19 protein-coding genes are annotated in these 18722 nt (G+C 61.6%); 9 read left to right on the top strand and 10 right to left on the bottom strand.

The window, feature by feature from the left end; all coding sequences use genetic code 11:
- Positions 1 to 108: 108 nt before the first annotated feature.
- The 10 genes from NATTI_RS0111125 to NATTI_RS0111080 all read right to left on the bottom strand — a co-directional run bounded on the left by NATTI_RS0111125 (position 109) and on the right by NATTI_RS0111080 (position 10247).
- Positions 109 to 303: a hypothetical protein gene (locus tag NATTI_RS0111125; protein WP_006089513.1), complete on the bottom strand. Its 195-nt coding sequence runs from the start codon at positions 301 to 303 to the stop codon at positions 109 to 111.
- Positions 300 to 1661 (bottom strand): NrfD/PsrC family molybdoenzyme membrane anchor subunit, encoded by a 1362-nt coding sequence (gene nrfD / locus NATTI_RS0111120; protein ID WP_006089512.1) that lies wholly within the window; start codon positions 1659 to 1661, stop codon positions 300 to 302. The genes NATTI_RS0111125 and nrfD overlap by 4 nt, the downstream gene beginning before the upstream one ends.
- Positions 1658 to 2521 carry a 4Fe-4S dicluster domain-containing protein gene (locus NATTI_RS0111115; RefSeq protein WP_006089511.1) on the bottom strand — a complete coding sequence of 288 codons (864 nt, stop codon included), beginning with the start codon at positions 2519 to 2521 and terminating at the stop codon, positions 1658 to 1660. Before NATTI_RS0111115 ends, nrfD begins: the two co-directional genes overlap by 4 nt.
- A complete protein-coding gene (locus tag NATTI_RS0111110) occupies positions 2518 to 5337 on the bottom strand; it encodes a molybdopterin-containing oxidoreductase family protein (protein ID WP_006089510.1) in 2820 nt (939 codons plus the stop codon). The genes NATTI_RS0111115 and NATTI_RS0111110 overlap by 4 nt, the downstream gene beginning before the upstream one ends.
- A 264-nt stretch (positions 5338 to 5601) precedes the next feature.
- Positions 5602 to 5979 carry an ArsR/SmtB family transcription factor gene (locus NATTI_RS0111105; RefSeq protein ID WP_006089509.1) on the bottom strand — a complete coding sequence of 126 codons (378 nt, stop codon included), beginning with the start codon at positions 5977 to 5979 and terminating at the stop codon, positions 5602 to 5604.
- Between the two features lie 149 nt (positions 5980 to 6128).
- Positions 6129 to 7040: a universal stress protein gene (locus tag NATTI_RS0111100; protein ID WP_006089508.1), complete on the bottom strand. Its 912-nt coding sequence runs from the start codon at positions 7038 to 7040 to the stop codon at positions 6129 to 6131.
- 6 nt (positions 7041 to 7046) lie between these two features.
- Positions 7047 to 8258, bottom strand: a complete 1212-nt coding sequence (gene arsB, locus NATTI_RS0111095; RefSeq protein WP_006089507.1) for an ACR3 family arsenite efflux transporter — start codon at positions 8256 to 8258, stop codon at positions 7047 to 7049.
- A gap of 66 nt (positions 8259 to 8324) precedes the next feature.
- Complete coding sequence (locus NATTI_RS27325) at positions 8325 to 8780, bottom strand: RidA family protein (protein ID WP_006089506.1); 456 nt, start codon at positions 8778 to 8780, stop codon at positions 8325 to 8327.
- A 97-nt stretch (positions 8781 to 8877) separates the two neighbouring features.
- Entirely contained in the window at positions 8878 to 9267 is a 390-nt protein-coding gene (locus tag NATTI_RS0111085; protein WP_006089505.1) for an ArsR/SmtB family transcription factor, read from the bottom strand.
- A gap of 332 nt (positions 9268 to 9599) precedes the next feature.
- A complete protein-coding gene (locus tag NATTI_RS0111080; RefSeq protein ID WP_241434294.1) occupies positions 9600 to 10247 on the bottom strand; it encodes a hypothetical protein in 648 nt (215 codons plus the stop codon).
- 326 nt (positions 10248 to 10573) lie between these two features.
- On the opposite strand from NATTI_RS0111080, the gene NATTI_RS27485 reads away from it, so the two are divergent.
- The 9 genes from NATTI_RS27485 (at position 10574) to NATTI_RS0111035 (ending at position 18556) form a co-directional block, all read left to right on the top strand.
- Positions 10574 to 10786: a TOBE domain-containing protein gene (locus NATTI_RS27485; RefSeq protein WP_161606821.1), complete on the top strand. Its 213-nt coding sequence runs from the start codon at positions 10574 to 10576 to the stop codon at positions 10784 to 10786.
- 360 nt (positions 10787 to 11146) lie between these two features.
- On the top strand, positions 11147 to 11974 hold the full coding sequence (locus NATTI_RS0111075; RefSeq protein ID WP_006089503.1) for a DUF7260 family protein: 828 nt from the start codon (positions 11147 to 11149) through the stop codon (positions 11972 to 11974).
- A gap of 107 nt (positions 11975 to 12081) precedes the next feature.
- Entirely contained in the window at positions 12082 to 12813 is a 732-nt protein-coding gene (locus tag NATTI_RS0111070) for a 2-phosphosulfolactate phosphatase (protein ID WP_006089502.1), read from the top strand.
- A 16-nt stretch (positions 12814 to 12829) separates the two neighbouring features.
- The gene (locus NATTI_RS0111065) at positions 12830 to 13618 is read left to right on the top strand and encodes a PHP domain-containing protein (protein WP_006089501.1); all 789 of its coding nucleotides are present in this window, start codon (positions 12830 to 12832) and stop codon (positions 13616 to 13618) included.
- Between the two features lie 9 nt (positions 13619 to 13627).
- Positions 13628 to 13837, top strand: coding sequence for a hypothetical protein (locus NATTI_RS0111060; protein ID WP_006089500.1), 210 nt, complete (start codon positions 13628 to 13630; stop codon positions 13835 to 13837).
- A 28-nt stretch (positions 13838 to 13865) separates the two neighbouring features.
- The gene (locus NATTI_RS0111055) at positions 13866 to 14501 is read left to right on the top strand and encodes a YIP1 family protein (protein ID WP_006089499.1); all 636 of its coding nucleotides are present in this window, start codon (positions 13866 to 13868) and stop codon (positions 14499 to 14501) included.
- A 174-nt stretch (positions 14502 to 14675) separates the two neighbouring features.
- Positions 14676 to 16967, top strand: coding sequence for an ABC transporter ATP-binding protein (locus NATTI_RS0111045; RefSeq protein ID WP_006089498.1), 2292 nt, complete (start codon positions 14676 to 14678; stop codon positions 16965 to 16967).
- The gene (locus tag NATTI_RS0111040) at positions 16964 to 17218 is read left to right on the top strand and encodes a hypothetical protein (protein WP_006089497.1); all 255 of its coding nucleotides are present in this window, start codon (positions 16964 to 16966) and stop codon (positions 17216 to 17218) included. The genes NATTI_RS0111045 and NATTI_RS0111040 overlap by 4 nt, the downstream gene beginning before the upstream one ends.
- A 276-nt stretch (positions 17219 to 17494) precedes the next feature.
- Positions 17495 to 18556 (top strand): PHP domain-containing protein, encoded by a 1062-nt coding sequence (locus tag NATTI_RS0111035; RefSeq protein WP_006089496.1) that lies wholly within the window; start codon positions 17495 to 17497, stop codon positions 18554 to 18556.
- The last annotated feature ends 166 nt before the right edge of the window (positions 18557 to 18722 follow it).

The raw sequence follows: 18722 nt of genomic DNA, 5'->3' as shown, positions 1-18722 counted from the left end.
GATCGTGTGGTCGTTCGGAAGGGTGCAGTTTCATAACGGAACGATGGCGTCGCATCCGGTACTCCGACGAAACGGCGGTTGCATGTCGATACGGGATCGGCGGTGTGATCATCCGGGGATGATCACCTGGAAGCCGATCGGGATGAGCGCGCCGAGGATCATCAACAGGAGCAGACCTGCCAGGATCCCGACGCCGATGCCGGCAGTTCGGTGATCTCGCGGCTCCCCGAGGAACCAGCCGAGCAGCGTCACGTACAGCGGCACGAGCACAAGGCCGAACATTACCCACAGACCGAGGCTCATGCGTCGGTCACCTCCGCGTCGGCGTCTTCGGTCTCATCAGGTGGCGCTCTGGCGTGCTCGAGTTCGACGATCGGGATCATTTTCGTGACCACGAGGAAGATGAGCACGGCAACGGCGATCGTTCCGAACGCCATCGTCAATTCGGTGAGTGTCGGCCAGTAACTGTTTTCGGTAAACATACTTGCGAGTGGCTCTTGCGTCGGGTAAAGCAGCCCTTCGACGACGAAGACGATCTTCTTCAGCAGGATCGCCGTGGTCACGAGGACGGCGGCGACCACCGAGGCTGCGACGCTGAACAGCGACGGTTGGAGCGCCTGCGCGACGAAGTACCCCAGTCCGATGAGCAGGCCGCCGACGGAGAGCCAGAACGGCACCGCCATACCGCCGCTCACGAGCGACTCGGTGATCTGACCTGTGTCGGCGGGTGCAGCCGGGTAGGAGCCGGTGACGAGACTCTGAGCGAGGAACCACAGAGTCACAAGCACGAGCACGATCAGCGCCTTGTTCAGGCCGCGGAAAATATCGTCGCTGATCACGTCGTCCCAGCCGTAGGCCCACCGGAACACGGCCGCAGTGATCACCACGGCGGCGATGGCGGAGGTCATCGACTCCGCGAACATCGCGGGTCCGTGGGAGGCACCGAACCAGCCGGGGTGCATTCCCATCGTTGCAAACAGCCACGGGACCACGCCACCGCTCATCAACGGGACGAGTAACAGGATACCGATCGCCATCCACCACGCCATCTGGTGGGTCTTTTCGCGCTCACTGGGTCGGTAGCCGACCAGCAACAGTTTGTAGAGTGGCTCAAAGGCCGACGGTAGCGTATCGCGTTGCCGACAGTCGTAGATATCGTTTCGCAGCGTGATGATGAGGTACGTTCCTGCCATAATGAAATAGAGGAACGTCGCCGTCATATCCCAGGTCAGCGGCGAACTCTGGACCGTCGAGGGCCAGTTGGCGATCATCACCCAGAGCGTGTCGGGGCGGCCGATGTCGAACAGGATGTTCGTCGCTGCCATCGGGAGCGCGATCAGGGTGAGGATTTCGGCGATTCGGGCGATCGGCAGGAACTCCTCGAAATCGAACAACCTGACTGCAGCGGAGATCGCAACGCCGCCGTGGGCGATCCCGATCCACCAGATGAACGTCCCGATGTACAGCCCCCACGGGACGCCACCCTGGGTTCCCCAGCCGCGAAGGCCGGTGACGGCCATCCCGAACCGGAGCTGGGTGAAATACGCGGCCGCCGTCGCGAACGAGAGGATCGCTGCAATGGCGAGTGCGACGTAGAACTTGGTCGAGGTTCCGCGGAGCGGTTCCGTGAGTCGCTCGATATCCGCATCGATCGCACTCATTGGATCTCACCTCCGTCGGCCGCGAGGTACTGGGGTTCGCGCTCGGTCTCGGCGTCGATCGCCTCGTCCGGATCCTTGTAGTCGTCTTCCATGTTTCGAGCGTCGCTGGTCGGCTGATCGCCGAGATAGACGACGTTCGGCTCGTTGCCGGTCTCTTTGAGCATCTTCCACTGCTGTGTACGTCCCTTGGCCTCGAGGTGCTGGCGGGGCTTGCTCTCCGGATCCTCCATATCTCCGAAGTGAATGACGTTGGTCGGACAGACTTCCTCGCAGGCGGTCGTCCCCCGGAGCTCCTCGTCGTCGCCGTCCTGTCGGTGAACACAGAACGTACACTTGCCCATCGTGCCGACCTTGTGGTCGCCGCCGCCCAGCTTGTTTCCGCGTGGCTCCTGGGTCTCGCTCAGGCTGTGGTCGGCCCACGGTCGATCGCTGCCCTCGAACTCGTCGTCGAGTTCCTGTAGGTTCTGATGGACCTCGTCGACGAGTTCGTCGCCAGTTGCGAAGCCGTACTGTCCCTCCGGGGAGTCACGCCACTGGAAGTAGTTGACGCCGTACGGACAGCCGACCTCGCAGTACCGACAGCCGATACAGGTGTCGTAATCCGTGAGGACGATCCCGTCCGACTCCCGCTTGAAGCGGGCCGTCGTCGGACAGACCTCCGCACAGGACGGCTCCGAACAGTGATGACACGGGTTCGGCGTAAAGCCCTGGTCTACGTCCGGGAACTCGCCTTCCTCGTGGCGGAAGACGTTCATCCAGAACGCGCCGCGGGGCGTGTCGTTTTCCGTCTTGCAGGCCAGTACGCAGGCCCGACAGCCCTGACAGCGCTCTAAGTCGATAGCCATCCCCATCTGGGTCATGCGCCATCACCCCCGGCGGGCTCGACGGTGACGCGGATATGGAACGACTGATCGGCCGACCACGAACAGTACCCCTCCGTCGAATCGAAGAGATCGTTCGGATTCGCGCCCTCGTCGAGCGCCTTGACGTTCGGGTGTTGCGTGTGGGTGTCGTTGCCGTACGGGATTGCGATCGTTCCGGGTTTGATCCCCTCGAGTACCATCAGGTCGCCCTCGAGTTGGTAGGTGTCGCCGGTGACCGCGTTGTGGCTCTCGACGACGACCCGGTCGCCGTCGGAGACGCCGATCTCGGCTGCGTCGCGCGAGTTCATTCGGATGTAGTTGTTCGGCGCGAGTTCGTTGAGAAGCGGGTTCTGTGCGGTTCGGGACTGCTTGTGTTCGATCTGTTTGTAGTCGAACAGCGTCAGATCGTACTCGTCGGGCGAGTTCCACATCGTCGGCTCGCGCCACTGTGCGAACCCGTTGATGTCCTGTATGTACGGGAACTGCTCGGTGGGGTCGTCGCCGTATTCGTCCTCGAAGCCCTCGCGGACGTTCTCCCCGAGGAGTTCGAACGACTCGAGGTAGAACTGCCACTTGAACCCGAAGGGGCTGTACTCGGTCCGGTGGACGTCCTCGTCGAGATGGTCGGACTCGGGCATGAGCGCCCAGTAGCGCTCGGTGAGCGGTCGTTCCTCGCTTTGAGGACCCTCGCGGTACTCTTCGCCGTACCTGGGTGACCGATCCAGACACTCCTCGACCGTGAGTTCGTCGACATCGTCGAATGCGTCGCCGTCCTCGAGTTCGAACGCCTCGTTGACGTAGTCGACGTAGTTGTCGCCGACGTCGAGCGCAGCGGCGAGGTCCTTGAAGATGTCTCCCTCGTCGCGACACTCCCACAACTGCGGGATCGGGGCCGTTCGCGTCGAACTCGTGTAGTGGGTGTTGCTCATCCCGTCTTTAGCGTTCTCGTACTTGTCGACGGTCGTCGTGGGCAACACGTAGTCGGCGGTGTACGCCGCCGTATCACTCATCTCCGGATCGACCGCGATGACCGTTCCGTACTGGGAGTAGCCCTCTCGTGTCCGCTCTCGGTTTGGCGCCCCCGCGAGCGGGTTCGCATAACAGACGACGACGGCCATGTCCTCCGGATCGTGCGGGAGGTTGTACTCGTCGGGGTTGTTCAGCACGTGAGGGACCTTGGCGTAGGAGCCGTTCGCGTCCGGATGGAAGTAGGTACCCTCGAGATCCGGCGCATCGGGCTCCCAGGTCAGCGTCTCCTCGGGATCGAACGCTCGCTCACGAACGTGTTCCCGGGAGGACGGATCCGGCGCGTTCACGTAGCCGGTTCGGCTGCTTCCGACCGTCTCGACGGCCCCGACGAGGAACAGTGGCATCATCCCCGCTTGCATCGCGGTCGGCCCCAGTTCCTGCTGGCTGACGTGATACAGCGACATCGAAACCGGGCGGTAGGGAACCTGGCGACGCTCGCCGTTTACCTCGACCGTCGTCGTCGAGCCGATTCGGGCCTCTTCGCCCCATTTTTCGGCGACGCGTCGGATCTGCTCGGCGGGGAGGTCGGTGATTTCGGCCGCCCACTCGGGATCGTACTCTGCGACGGACTCCGCGAACAGTTCGAACGCCGGCCGGACCTCGTCGCCGTCGACCTCGAGGTCGTCATCGACGCGCAGCGCGGCCGTCCCCACCGCCGTCGGGTCGTGGGGATCGTCCGGCAGGGTCTCCTCGTGAACCGTGAGTTCGTCGGCGTCCTCGTCGTAGACGACCTCGCCTTCGGTCCAGAGGATCGCCGCGTCGGACTCGAGCGGATCCTCCGACTCTTCGTCGAGGTCATCGACGTCGGCCGCACGGACGACCTCGCCCTCGTTGTCGCCCTCGGTGTAGACGAGACACGGCGCGTTCGTGGTGTTCGTGAGGAACCACTCGTCGATGTACTCCTCCTCGAGAAGCACGTGATTGAACGCGAGGAAAAAGGCAAGATCGGTACCGGGTTCGATCGGCAGCCACTCGTCGCACCACTGGCCCGCCCCTCGTCGCTGCGGGTCGAGCACGGCGATGTCCATCCCGTTTTCGTACCCCTCGGACATCTCCCGGGAGTAGGTCGTGTTACACAGGTGTGGCCCACCGGCCTGAGTCGCGTTCCAGCCCCAGTTCAGGAAGAACTCGGTGTTGTGGAAGTCCGGTTCTGGCGACGAGAAGCCGGCACCCATTCGACTGAGCGCCATCTTGTTCCCCGTCGCACAGACGTTTCCGTGGCCGCGCACGTTGATCCCCTCGCCGTACTCCTCCTCGAGGGCTTCGACCCAGCCGTCCATGTGCCACTCCGCGCCTTTGACGCGACCGATCTGGAAGTGGACGCGACGGGGATCGTCCTCGAGCATCGGGGCGAGTTCCTCGCCGATTTCTTCGGCAGCCTGCTCCCAGGAGATCGGCTCGAACTCGCCGACCTCGCCTTTCTCGCCGTCGACTCGTTTGAGCGGCTGTTTGATACGGTACGGATCGTAGAGGTCCGCAACCGTCGAGACGCCCTTCGGACAGAGTCCATCGATCACCTCGTCGTTCGGATCCGGCCTGAGCTGGACGACGCGATCGTTGACGACCTTCGCCCGCATCGTACAGTCCTGTTTGCCGATCCAGCACGCGGTCGATACCTCCTCGACATCGTACTCGAGCGGATCGTCCGCGCTCCCGATATCTGTAAAGTAGTACGTTCCGCCGAGACCCGCCCCGGCGGCGGCGAGGCCGATCGATTTCAGGACCGTGCGTCTCGAGACGCCATCCGCCGGCTTGCCCACCTTTTCCGTAATATCCAGGCTCATGGTCTGGACCACTCACAGTTCGTCCCTCTGCTGAGTATGTCTCTCCCAGGCATGGCCCCATATTATTGAATCATAATATTAAAATTCCCTCATATAGTCGCCACACGAGTGTCAGAAAATTATAAAACCGCTCTAAACTCAGAGACCGGTTCACGTACTATCGGACGATAGCTGCAGTAAGAGCGTCTCAACTCAGCGAACGAGGGGTACGGACGGGGTCGGTGAACCGGACAAAACGACGATCGACAACGGCCGGCGGACGGGTCAGTCAGCGATCAACGGCTCCGTGGCGACGTCCGATTCGACAAGTGCAGCGAGCGTCTCACCGATCTCCGTCGGTTCGTAGTATCGCCAACGGCCGTCTTTGGTCCTCGAGACCAGTCCGGCTTTCCGGAGCCGAGAGAGAGACTGGCTGATGCTGCTCTGGCCGACGTCGAGGTGCGGTTCGATTTCACAGCCACAGACCGGCTCGTCCGCTTCGGCGAGCAGGAGTAGAATCCGGTACCGCGTCTCGTTGCCAAGCGTCGAGAACAGGTCGACTTGGGTTTCGAGCGGTCGGTCCGTTACGCTGGCGATTGTGTCGTCGTCGATGGACAACTCACACCCCTCCGGCCCGTTCCGTTGGCTGTCGTCCGAAGTCATCGTTCAATTATGCGATCCAGAAACCCATAAGCTATCGGATTATAGTAGCCACTGAAACGATTTACACATCGATCGCAACGTCGTCCTGCGGTCGAGTGTGCATTGACTTCCAGTGGCTACTATAGGGAATCCTTGCGTGTGGACTGGCGCTACTCGCCTTCGTTCGCTCTGATCGTCAACGCCGGCACCGTCGCCGTTCTCACGACCTCGTCTGTCACGCTTCCGAGGAGGTACCGATCGAAGCCGCCGCGACCGGCAGTCCCCATTGCGATCAGATCGATCGACGCCGATTCGGCGTAGTCGACGATTTCGTCGGCCGGCCGGCCGGTGCTGGTTTCCGTGACGACGTCGAGACCGAGGGAACGAGCATCGGTTGCGAGCGTCTCGAGTACGTCGCTTGCCCCCTCACGGCGCTCGTCCGAATCGATGTCGGCCCCCGCGTCCGATCCCGGGAGCGTCGAGAGAACCCGATCGCGGTCGCTGTCGATCACCGTGAGGAGGTGAACGGTCGCCTCGAGATCGGCCGCGAACCCGAGACCCAGTCGCGCCGCGGCTATCGCAGTCTCGCTGCCGTCAGTGGGGAGGAGGATCGAATCGACGGTCGATTCGCCCTCGGTGATATCCGCCGCTTCGGGACCGATCGTCAGGACGGGGACCGATGCGGTCCGGACCACTTTGTCGGCGACGCTGCCGACCACTGCGCGCGCGACGCCGCCCCGTCCGGACGTGCCGATGGCGATGGTATCGATATCGTGTTCGTCCGCGTAGTCGGCGATCTCTTTTGCGGGAATCCCCTCACGGGTCGCGGCAGTGGCGTCGAGTCCGCGTTCGGCGGCCTCGTCTCTGAGCGAGGTCGCTCGAGCGGTCGCCGTTTCCCGAAGGCGTTGGCGAATCGATCGGGAATCTCCCGAGTATCCCGCGCCGGTGGCGATACTGCTGTCTGCCACGGAAAGAACGTGGATGTCCGCGGTACACTGTGCTGCAAGGTCGAACCCGCGTCGAGCCGCGTTTTCGGCCGGGTCGCTGCCGTCGGTCGGGATCAGAACTGTGTCGATTGTCATGGGTGGTTAGTCGTCGTCCGTTTTCGAGGGCGTCGCGTCGTTGGTTGTCGGCTTCGTGCTCTCGAGTTGGCCGGTCTCGTAGCCGGCCCAGTCGAACTTCCTCTGGAAGTAGATGGCGACGTTGACCAGCGCCAACAGGACCGGTACTTCGATCAGCGGGCCGATGACGGTCGCGAACGCGACACCGGAGCCGACGCCGAAGACGGCGACGGCGACGGCGATCGCGAGTTCGAAGTTGTTCGACGCCGCGGTGAAGCCGATAGCCGTCGTCGTCGAGTAGTCCGCGCCGATGCCACGGCCCATCGCGAAGCTCACGAGGAACATGATGACGAAGTAAATCGTCAGCGGCACGGCGATCCAGACGACGTCGGTCGGCTGGACGAGGATATTCTCACCCTGCGTGGCGAACATCACGACCACAGTGAAAAGCAGCGCGATCAGCGTGACTGGGCTGATCGTCGGAACGAACTCCTCTTCGTACCATTCCTCACCCTTGGCTCGAACGCCGCCCAGGCGAGTGAGGATCCCGCCGGCGAACGGAAGCCCGAGGAAGATCGCGATCGCCCAGAACACCTGGGTAACGGTGATGTCGAAGGTGCCGATGCCGGCAACCAGCGCGTCCATCCCTAAAAGCGGCGGCAGGAACAGCGCGAAGAACCAGATATACACCCCGTAGGTGATGATCTGGAAGACGCTGTTGAACGCGACAAGGCCGGCAGCGTACTCACTCGAGCCGTCGGCGAGGTCGTTCCAGACGAGCACCATCGCGATGCAGCGAGCCATCCCGATGAAGATCAGCCCGAGAAAGTACTCGGGGTGAGCCGGGAACGGTGGGACGAGCCCGCTGAAGAAAACCACCGCCAGCAGGAACATCAGCGTCGGCCCGATGAGCCAGTTCTGGATGAGACTCAAACTGAGCACGCGCCACGCGCTGAACACCCGCGGGAGTTGTCCGTAGTTGACTTTCGCCAGCGGCGGGTACATCATTGCGATCAGTCCGATCTCGACGAGGTAGTAGTCCTGGATCGGGTCGACGACTCCGGGCGCGACGTAGCCGAGGCCAACGCCGACTCCCATTGCGAGAAAAATCCAGACGGTGAGATACTTATCGAGGAAGTCCATCGATCGTGGATCGCCACAGTCCGGACAGCCGCAGTCCGCCCCGTGATCGTGCTCGAGGCTGCTCACCGTAACCGACCCCCAGCCGATAGCGACCATTCACTGTGCCGATTCGACACGCTCCCTACCGTGAAATTGTCTCCGCTCATCTGGCTACTCGTAGTCTTATTCATCAGCGGCGATGACGTCGAGTTGCACGGCAGCGTTGCCGGGGAGTGAGCAGACGCCAACGGTCGTACGCGGCGGGTACGTCCCGTCGAATCGAGCCCGATACACGTCATCGACGGCCGCTCGAGAGTCCATATCGGTCACCTGCACCTCGATTTTCATCACGTCATCGAGCGTCATATCCCGCGCCGAGAGCAGCGATTCGAGTCGATCGAGACAGAGAGCCGTCTGCTCTTCAATTGAGTACTCGCTCATGACAACACCCGATTCTTCGGGAACGATTCCCTCGAAGAAGAGTAGGTCTGACTCACCGGTTCGGACGCCATACGCCGATCCGTTTCCGACCCCCTCGCGCTGACGCTTACTTTTGCTGCTGGTTTTTTCGAACTCGACCGCCTCAGCTTCGGGAACTGTAGCATCTCCCGACTGAGTTTCCCGACTTGATTGAACCATGCTTCAATTGAACGAGCACTCATACATAAGTGCAATGGACGAGTTGCAACTGTGTGAGTGATACGCAGTGCTCTCGAGCCAGCAAACGAAAACGAGATCAGCGAGATCCGTCGAGAACAGTGAGAAGAGCGCTTGCTCGACTGGTGGCTTGATATTTCCGCCAGCGTCCCTCTTTTTGTTTGGTTACGAGGCCAGCCTCCGTAAGATTGGAAAGCGCGTGACTGACGGCGCTATCGCTCACAGTAACAAGCGGTGTAATTTCACAGACGCACAGCGCCTCGTCGGCTTCGACCAGGAGTCGGACAAGTCGGTATCGCGTCTCGTTCCCGAGCGCAGAGAGCGTTCGAACGTCGCTCGAAACGACCTCCTCACTGAGTACCGACTCCAGTTCGTCGAGTTCGGCGAGTCGGTTCTGGAGGTCGTCGTTGCGACACTCGCCGAGTTCGTCCTCGAGGTAGCGACGGAGTCGCTCGTCCGTTTCTGACATTAGCCAATAGTTGTGAAGTCGCTCAAATAAGGATTCCGTCGGAAACCGATCGGAGAGCAGTTTCAATAGGACAAGCGGTATCCTCATTCAGCATCTACTGGTATGGCTTTGTTTAAATTCTCATCGAGCGATACGTTTGACTCGGTTACGGTCAATAGATGATCAAAGCTGTGTGACGTGGTCAGACCATAGACCTCCTCAGCGTCAAACTACCAAGGAGTTGTTAAACGTCAACTGAGCCACTGAGACCCTGTATTCTATATCCGAGGGGACCTCACAAGAATTCATCACGTAGACAAAAACGGCCCGGAACTGGATTCCGTTAGCTCTCTTCAATCATCATCGTCGTCCTCGACGTCATCCTCATCATCTAAGTCATCATCATCATCATCATCTGCATCGTCGTCCTCGTCGTCATCCCACTCGATCTCAAGCCCCCCCTCAACTTCGTCATCCTCAACTGTGAGGGGGATATCGATTTCGTACTCCGTTTCCGCTTGGACGGTCCGGGTATCGGTACCAGTGATTTCGGTGGTCGCCTCCGGAAGCGTGAGCGTGGCGTCGAACGCGGTTGTCAGTTCCTCGTTCTCGAGAGAGATTTCGACATTTCCGGTGGTATGGTCCCACTGTGCTTGTTCGATGTCGACATTGAGTTCGATTCCTGGCGCACTCCACTCTAGTTCGGCCTTCACCTTCTTCTCGTATTCCACCTCGATTTCCGCGTCCCCATGGAGGCTGTCAAGTTCGGTTTCAAATTTCTCGCCGGGTTGGAACGTTCTCTCGAATTCGTTATCGTCGAGAACCAGGCTCACCGTTACAGGTTCTCCCGGGCCGTCGCCGCTGAGTTCAAACGTAGCGTCCACATTGAAGGCATCTGAATTGGCCGCCGAACTAGAGTCAATACAGCCTGCAAGACCGGTCCCTAACACGACACCAGTCGTACCGAGGTAGCCGCGCCGGGAGATGGGGTGTTTGTCCATACCAGAAAAACACGGTCGACAGACATATAAATAAATGGATTTATCGAAATATTTTTCTTTATATCCCTACTCTTGTGGAACTACTGCTCACTACAAGTTCCCACGTACTTTTTCTCGTCGGGTTCATTCGTGGTTTGAGGAACTGAAGGTTTCTCGTCATCAAGGGAAACCTTTGGTTTCGCTGACCTCGCTAATTCTGGCGGGACGTAGTCCCGCTGACCTCGCGGGAGTTTCGCTCCCGCTTAGCTTTGATTCGCTCAGTCACGAAAGACGTACAACGTCTTTCGAACGACGTTGCTCGCTCACCGCTCTACGGGGGAATCGCTGTGGTCCGGTCAGAAAATTTCAGCGTGAGACAAGGTCAAATCCACGGAGAACTTCTCGACATATTTTATCTGGGGGATCAAGTCCAGTTGTTCGTGGAACTCCCGAACGAAGAGCGCGTCACAGTGAGAATGGAACGTACGGCAGATTCCGTTAAACAGGGGGATTCAATACCTCTGAACATCGATCCGGATGGAATACATGTTATCTGTTGATGCTGCAAGGACTCCCCGTCGCGATACAACCGAAGCGATAACGGGCAGGGGTACCGCGTTGTGGAGTACTCGCTCGATGGTCTGTGTTTAATGGCGTCTCGACGGTCGTTCGGAACTCGCTCACGGTTCTCCGCCTCGACGGTGGTCGCCTCGTCTACATGAATGAGCCACCGCGAGGTGCTGGTACCTACCTGTAGCAGTCTGGATGGTGTTGTCCCTCGACTACTTACCGAGAACACAATATCGTCTGCGGCGGGTGGACTGGACTCCCCGCCCCCTATAGGCCGCTACATGCCCGAACATACGCGAATCGAGTACTACTAGGTACCGTTACGGTGCTGAGGTGACGCGGTTGCCACCATGGAGCCGACCGCGCCAACGGACACGCTCGAGGCGGCGACGCGAGCGCTCGAGCGAGAGCAACGGGAGTTGTCGAGGGAACGACGCGCGCTCGAACGGTTCGCAAAGCGCGTCGCGGCGTTCGAAACGGCCGTGCCACGCGTCTCGAATTCGGCGAGACGCATCGGTGACGAAGCCCCACCGGGGCTGACATCGGTTCGGAAGGCGTACGCCGAGACCGTGATGAGCGTTCCACACTACGCGGAGCGATACGACGACACGTGGCTCGAGAGCATCGCCGAGGAGTTCAGCGACGAGTTGGCGGCCGCGCTCGCCCACCACGAGATCCTCTCCCCGCAGCTGAAACGGTCGCTGCTCGCGGCGACGCGCCAGTCCGTCAGGAACCGAGCCCAACTCCTGTCGTCGATCGAAACGGAGTGCGAGAGCGTCGCCGCCGCCGAACGGGAGTGTTCGTCCCTCCTCGAGGAACTCACCGCTCTTCGGAACCAACCGCTGGAACGGCTCGAGTTCAACGCGCTCTGGCTCACCAGGGAGCGACTGGAGGGACTTCGAGAGCGCTGCGACGAACTCGCCGACGAGCGCCAGCGGGAAATCCGACGGGAGCGCCGGTTCTCGCTGGCCGAGGTCGGTTCGCTCGAGCAGTACCTTTACCAGGAGTGTGAGCGAACGTATCCGGTCCTCGCCGCGATCGCGACGCTCGGCGCGGCTCTTTCCCGGGTGCTAGAGACCGTCGATCGGTCGCTCGAGGCAGTCGTAGTCGAGGACGCCGGGCGATGCGGCGGCGACGTTCGCGGACGGAAATCGGACGCGAATCCGGTCATCCCGTGATCCGCAGTAGTAGTACGATCGGTCACGGAGAACGCTGTACCACACTATACCTAACATATACACGTTGATCAGTCCGTCCGCGATGACGTTACGCTGTGACATCAGCAGTGGCGCAGATCGACGAGCGGTTTACGGAGCGGATGATTCCCTCGCGTGCCCAGATTCCGGCGCAACTCGAGACGGCGAATTACGTCGTCATCGACGTGACCCACTACTCGAACACGGTGCTCGAACTGCTTCGGGCCGGCGCGACCTTCGTTCACGTTCCCGACGAGCGTGGCGACGAGTTCGCGTTCAAAGACCGACATTCGGACGCGCGGATCGGCGGTGGAAGCAGCGAGAACTACACGCCGACGGAAGGGTACGATTTCTTCAACTCGCCCAGCTACGTCCAGAGGATCGACGTCGACGGACGGCCGGCCGCCGTCACCTCGTCGAACGGCGGAGCCGCAGTGACGGATCTTCGGAAGCGAGCCGAGAGAACGCGTGACGTCGACGTCTATATCGGATCGACGATGAACGCGAAGGCGCTCGCGGCCCACCTCCGCGAGGACGAGAAATCGACGATCACCGTCGCGGCGGGATCGAAGGGGAAACCGACCCCCGAGGACACCATCGGAGCGGTCCTCATCCACCGCTACCTCGAGGGCGACGAGCCGACTACAGCCGAACTGGACTGCTACCGAGAGATACTCACCGCCGGGAAGGCCGCGAAGTACGCGGCGAAAGCCGATATTCGGTGTCGTGACCTTCTGGAGTACAGCCTCTCGTTTGACTCTCGAACGGAGCTCCCGAAACTGGACGGGAAACGACTCGTCGACGTCTCCGGAGACACCTGAGCGTATCGAGCCAGACATGTACGACCTTCACACGCACACGCAGTTCTCCGACGGATCGTCGCTGGAGTCGATGGTTACCGCGGCCGCCGACGCAGGCTGTACCGGGATCGGTCTCGCGGATCACTGCATCCTCGTCGACGACGACTTCAGCCGGCGCGAGCGGTACGATCTCGCCGAGACGTACGAACGGCGGCGCGAGCGGATCGACGACGCTCGGGACCGATTCGACCTGCGGCTGTTCGACGCCGTCGAGTTGAGTTACGTCCGCGGGACGGACGACCAAATCGGCGCGTTCCTCGAGGAGGCGGCGTTCGATTATAGCATCGGCGCTGTTCACTTCGCTGAAGCGTACGACTACGCAACGGGCGCGCCGTACGCCGAGTGCCCGCCGGCGGACCGTCGAGAAGCGGTCGATACGTACTACGAGACGGTGATCGAACTGATCGAGTCGGAGCTGTTCGATATCGCCGCCCACCTTGACCTCCCCGAGCGCCACCCGCAGCTGCGCGGCGTCACGACGGCGGCGCACTACGAAGCGCTCGCGGCGGCGCTCGCTGACTCGCGGACGAAACCGGAGATAAACGCCGGTCGAGTCTTTCGATCGCTCGGTCGGGTACACCCCAACCCGGAGCTGCTGGACGTCTTCGTCGACCGAGAGATCGAGTTCGTTCTCGGATCGGATTCGCACACGCCCGACGAAATCGGGCGGCGCGTCCCGTTTCTCGAACAGTTCGTCGAGACGAACCAGGCAGTCACGGTCGACGCCCCCGCTTTCCTCGAAACGACGACCGAACTCCGTTCATGACCCTCGAACATGTTACTCACACGGTCACTCGTCCGGTTTCTGTTCACCGCGAGCATCCTCCTCTTACTGCTGCTCGCGTTTGCCGCCCCGTTCATCGAGCCCGATTCAGGCGAAGCTGTCGTCGCGACGCTTTCGCTGATCCCGATCGCGCTGACGCTGCTCGGAACGGCGATCGTGATCGTTACAGGGTGGGACCCGTCGCGGCCAACAGCGGATTGAACGGACGACTCGAGTACGGTGAGAGGAGATGACGAGAGGGGCAAATCGAACGGGCCTGAAAGCGTTTCTGCAGCGCGAGGCGGCGGTCGGAACGCTGGTCGTACCGACGCTGGCTGCGTTGCTGGTCGGCGTCGCCCACCTGACCCAGACGTACGCGCTCTATCTCGCGCTCGGACCCGCATATCTCGAGCAGATAGATCTGCTCATCATCTTCGGCCTGTATCGGCTGCTCGAGGGCATCTTGCTCTGGGGATTCTTCGCAGCGGGGATCTATCTGGTGTCGATTCCGCTCGGCGGGACGCCGCTGTTCGGCCACGTCATTCGCGTCGTCGGCTGGGGACTATTCCCGTTCGTTCCCGCCGCGATCATCTGGGCGGCGGGCCGATACTACGCGCTCCGTGCCGTCACGTACCCCGACTGGGAGCCGTTCGGCATGGAACAGGAGTGGGCGAAACTCACGGAGTACACCGGCCAAACTGCCGGCGACCCGATTCTGGTTGGAACTACCCTTCTCGGCTGTGGCGTACTGCTCGCGAGTGCGCACGTCTGGGTCAACGGCGTGACGACCGCGTGCGATCTCGACCGCCGTCGGGCGAGCGTCGTCGTCGCGATTCCGCTCGGACTGTACATCTGCTGGCAGCTACTGGGGTCGTTGGGGGTATGAATCCATGACCGCGCGCGAACGATCGCCCGGCACCGAACGGACGGCGGAACGATCAGGGCGAATCGGGCGCTCGAGGGCGACGGATCTGACAATGATCGAACTCACCGTACACAGATCGACACGACGAGTTGCACCGGTTCGAACGACCGCGACGGGGCAGGGGGTGTTCGCGTCGTGAGCGAGACCAGGACCGAACGGTTCGACGGGCGAGATGTCGACGAGAACGCCGCGTCGTCCGATCCGGACACCGATCCCGTCATGGAGCTTCGGGACGCAACGGTCACCTTCGAGATGGATCGTGGTCGCTCTCGAGTGCTCGACGGCGTGACTCTCGAAATCGAACGAAACGAGATCCTCGGCGTCGTCGGCGAGAGCGGGTCCGGAAAGTCGATGCTGGCGTCGGCGCTCATGAACGCGATCCCCGAACCCGGCGTCCTCGAGGGGGAGATACGCTACAATCCCGAACAGGGAGAGGCGATCGACGTAACCGAGTTGAGCGACACTGCGCTCCGGTCGTTCCGCTGGGACACCGTCTCGATGGTCTTTCAGGGGGCGATGAGTTCGTTCAACCCCGTTCGGAAAATCGAGACGAGCTTCGTCGAGACGTTCGTTGCCCACGACGTCCCGGTTTCGGTCGGCATGGAGCGTGCCCGGGGGATCCTCGAGGATCTCTCTCTCGACCCTGAGCGGGTGTTCGATGCGCATCCCCACGAACTGAGCGGCGGGATGAAACAGCGGGCCCTCATCGCGCTGAGTCTCGTCCTCGAGCCGGACGTGCTCGTGATGGACGAGCCGACGGCGGCGCTCGATCTGTTGATGCAGCAGTCGATCATCAGACTGCTGTCCGAACTGAAGGAGACGTACGATCTCACGATCGTGTTCATTACGCACGATATTGCTTTGCTCTCGGGGTTCGCGGATCGACTCGCCGTCATGTACGCGTTCGATATCGTCGAACTCGGGCCGACGAACGAGGTCCTGAAGGCGGCGAGTCATCCCTACACGCGAGCGTTGCTCACCGCGTCGCCGAATCTGACGCTTCCACTCGAGGAGATGGCACCGATCAACGGACGATCACCCGATCCGGTCGAATCGCCCGCAGGCTGTTCGTACGCTCCGCGGTGCCCGCTCGCGAGCGAGCAGTGTCGCCGCGACGAGCCGCAGTTCGACCGGGTCAACGCGAACCACCGCGTCGGGTGCCATCACTGGAAGGACGCCGCGGACGTCGTTTCGCTCGCCGGAATCGATGACGGGACCGAACCGACTGGTACCCGTTCGGGCGCGGAGTCGGTCTCCCCGGGAGCCGAGGGGACGGCGAGAGCTGTCCGTCCGGAGACGGAGACCGGCTCTCGTTCCGAGACGCCGCTCGTCTCGCTCGACGACGTCGACGTCCACTTTCGGACTGACGAACGAGGGCTGTTGGACCGATTTTTTGGGACCTCGTCTCCGGTCCGCGCCGTCGACGGCGTTTCGCTCGACATCTATGCGGACGATGTACTCGTTATCGTCGGCGAGAGCGGCTGCGGGAAGTCCACGCTGGGAAAGACGGCGATCGGGCTCCAGGAGCCAACGGCCGGTCGAGTCGAGTACCGGGGACAGCATATCTGGAACGCGCGGCGACGGTTCGGCGACGTCGAAATTCCGTGGGGAGAGATCCGCCGAAATCTCCAGATTGTCCACCAGGACCCCGGCAGCGCCCTCAATCCGAATCGGAAAATGTCGGGAATCCTGGCTGAACCGTTGAAACGCTGGCGCGGCGACAAAACCGCCACCGAGCGACGCCAGATACTCACGACCCTGCTCCGGGAGGTTGGGATCACACCGCCGGAGGATTACCTCGAACGGTATCCACACCAGTTGAGCGGCGGCGAGCAACAGCGCGTCGCGCTGGTTCGGGCGTTCCTCACGAACCCCGATCTGATATTCGCCGACGAGCCGGTCAGCGCGCTCGACGTTTCGTTGCGCGTCGAGATCATGGACCTGCTGATCAGACTCCAGGACCTGTTCGGGACGTCGTTCCTGATGGTCTCTCACGATCTCGCGAACGCCCGCTACATGGCCGGAAAAACCGGCGGCCGGATCGGCGTAATGTACCTCGGCGAACTCGTCGAAATCGGAACCCCCGATCAGGTGCTCGAGAATCCACAACATCCTTACACGCAGGCGCTCCGCTGGGCGACCCCAGAGCTGTATCCGGACGACGAACCCACCGACCCACCGGTCGGCGGCATCGACGTCCCGGACGCGACGAACGTGCCGAGCGGCTGTCGCTACCGTACCCGGTGTGAGTACGCCCGCGAAATCTGTACCGCACGGACGCCGTCCCTCGAGGCAACCGATGGTGCGTGCGGCGGCACAACGCGGTGTTTCAGGCCCATCGACGACCACGACTACTGGGACAGCCCGCCGCTGGAGACGGAGTCAGACGATAGCGACAGCGCCAGCACCGCGGAGGAACCGCGATGAGGATCGAACTACCGTCGAGTGCACTCGGGCTCCTCGAGCGAATCCGACGGCTTGGCGATCGGCTGCGAAGCGTGGGACAACCGGTTACGTCGTCGGTCTCCCTGTTGCTGGTCGTCGCGGGAATCTGTGTCGTGACCGTCGCGTATCTGCTTCAGTACGGCGTTTGGCCGGCCCTCATGGCCGTCTGGGGAACCTTTCTGCTCGTTTTCGGAACGACGTGGTATCTGGTCGTCCGCTGGTCTCGTTCGTAGGCCATCGTCGGGTGCTGATCGGTGACCGATGGTGGATTCCGGGGCCAACTGCAGTGTGTGCCAGTACCGGAACCACCGACGACGACCTGCACCAACGCGTGCGACTCACCACTAACGATCGTTCGTACGCACGACGACGCGCGAGCGATGGGGAAACCGCTCGACGATCAGCGGGGACAGCGAGTACAGAGTACTATAGCGATCTCCTGTGAGAAACGATCTTATTTCTATTCAAAAACGGTCGAATTTAACCGCTGCAGCGGAAGCTTTCGGTGGATGAGCGTTACGAGCCCGTACGACGATATCGACTGGAATCTAACCGACCACCACCGCGCCCAACTTCACCTGCACGAACCGCGGAATCGCATCGATTCCGACTCCGACGCCCACGAGCCGGCCCACGACGCGGTCCTCGAGGAGACGCGACCGTCTCCGGCCACTGTCGTAGAGAAGTACCGAAACGCGGGGTACACTGTGCTCGCTGTAACCGAACACGAGTACTACGTTGACGGAACGAAACACAAAGGAGAGCCCTACTTCGACGGTCTCGAGGAAACGAGTTGGCCGTGGACGCGGTGGGGAGTCGATCCCGACGCACTCGGAATGGCCGCACTCGAAGGAGCCGAACTCAGGGGGTCGTTTGGCGGACTCGAGGGGTTACACGACATCGTGAACCTCGGGACGGCGCTTGGCTACGGCCACGAGGAGCCGCTCGAGACGGTCGCGACAGACGTGGAGGAACGGGGTGGCGTCACCTTCCTTCCCCACCCGGGCAAGTACGTTGATCCGGCGGATCCGGACGACCTGGAATCGTACGTCGACCTCTTCGCACGGACGGCCGGGCTGCTCGGACTCGAGGCGTTCAACGCCCGCGATCGCTACCCGAACTGCCGGGCAATCTGGGATGAACTCCTCTGCGAACTCGGTACCGAGCGACCGATCTGGGCGTTCGCGAACGATGACTATCACGCAAAACGGCGCCCGGCGGGTGCCGAACGGTTCGACCGCTCGCGGACGGTACTGGTGCTTGAAGACTGCTCGCCGACCAGCGTCCTCGATGCGCTCCGTGCCGGTCGCAGCTACGTCCAGTACGACGGCGACGGCGAGGCACCGCCGATCGATCGGATCGACGTCGACGACGATCGCATTCGCATTCGCGCGCCCGCCGCCGAGTCGATCACCTGGATCGCGGATGGCGCCTCCGTCGACCGAGGATCCGAGACCACCGCCGGTGACGTCGACGCATCGTCGATCCGAGCGGAGGTCTCGGCGGCTAACGGCGCCGTTACCTGTACGCAGCCGTTCTTCCTCGACGCCGCCCACGACTGTCGACTTTGAGTCGGTCTCGAGGACTGTCCAAGCGGAGCCCGCCTCACTATAGCCACCCGTGGGATACGTACACACGAGTGTCAGGGAGGGGGCTATACAGTGCTATGCGGACAGCCGGTCGTCTCCCGAGAGATCCAGACATATCATATAAGCTCTCTTTATGCAGTTCGCGAAT

Origin of the sequence: Natronorubrum tibetense GA33 (assembly GCF_000383975.1) — an archaeon.
Lineage (GTDB): Archaea > Halobacteriota > Halobacteria > Halobacteriales > Natrialbaceae > Natronorubrum > Natronorubrum tibetense.
Note: the sequence above shows the minus strand (reverse complement) of the source record. Positions and strands in the feature narration are given on the sequence as shown.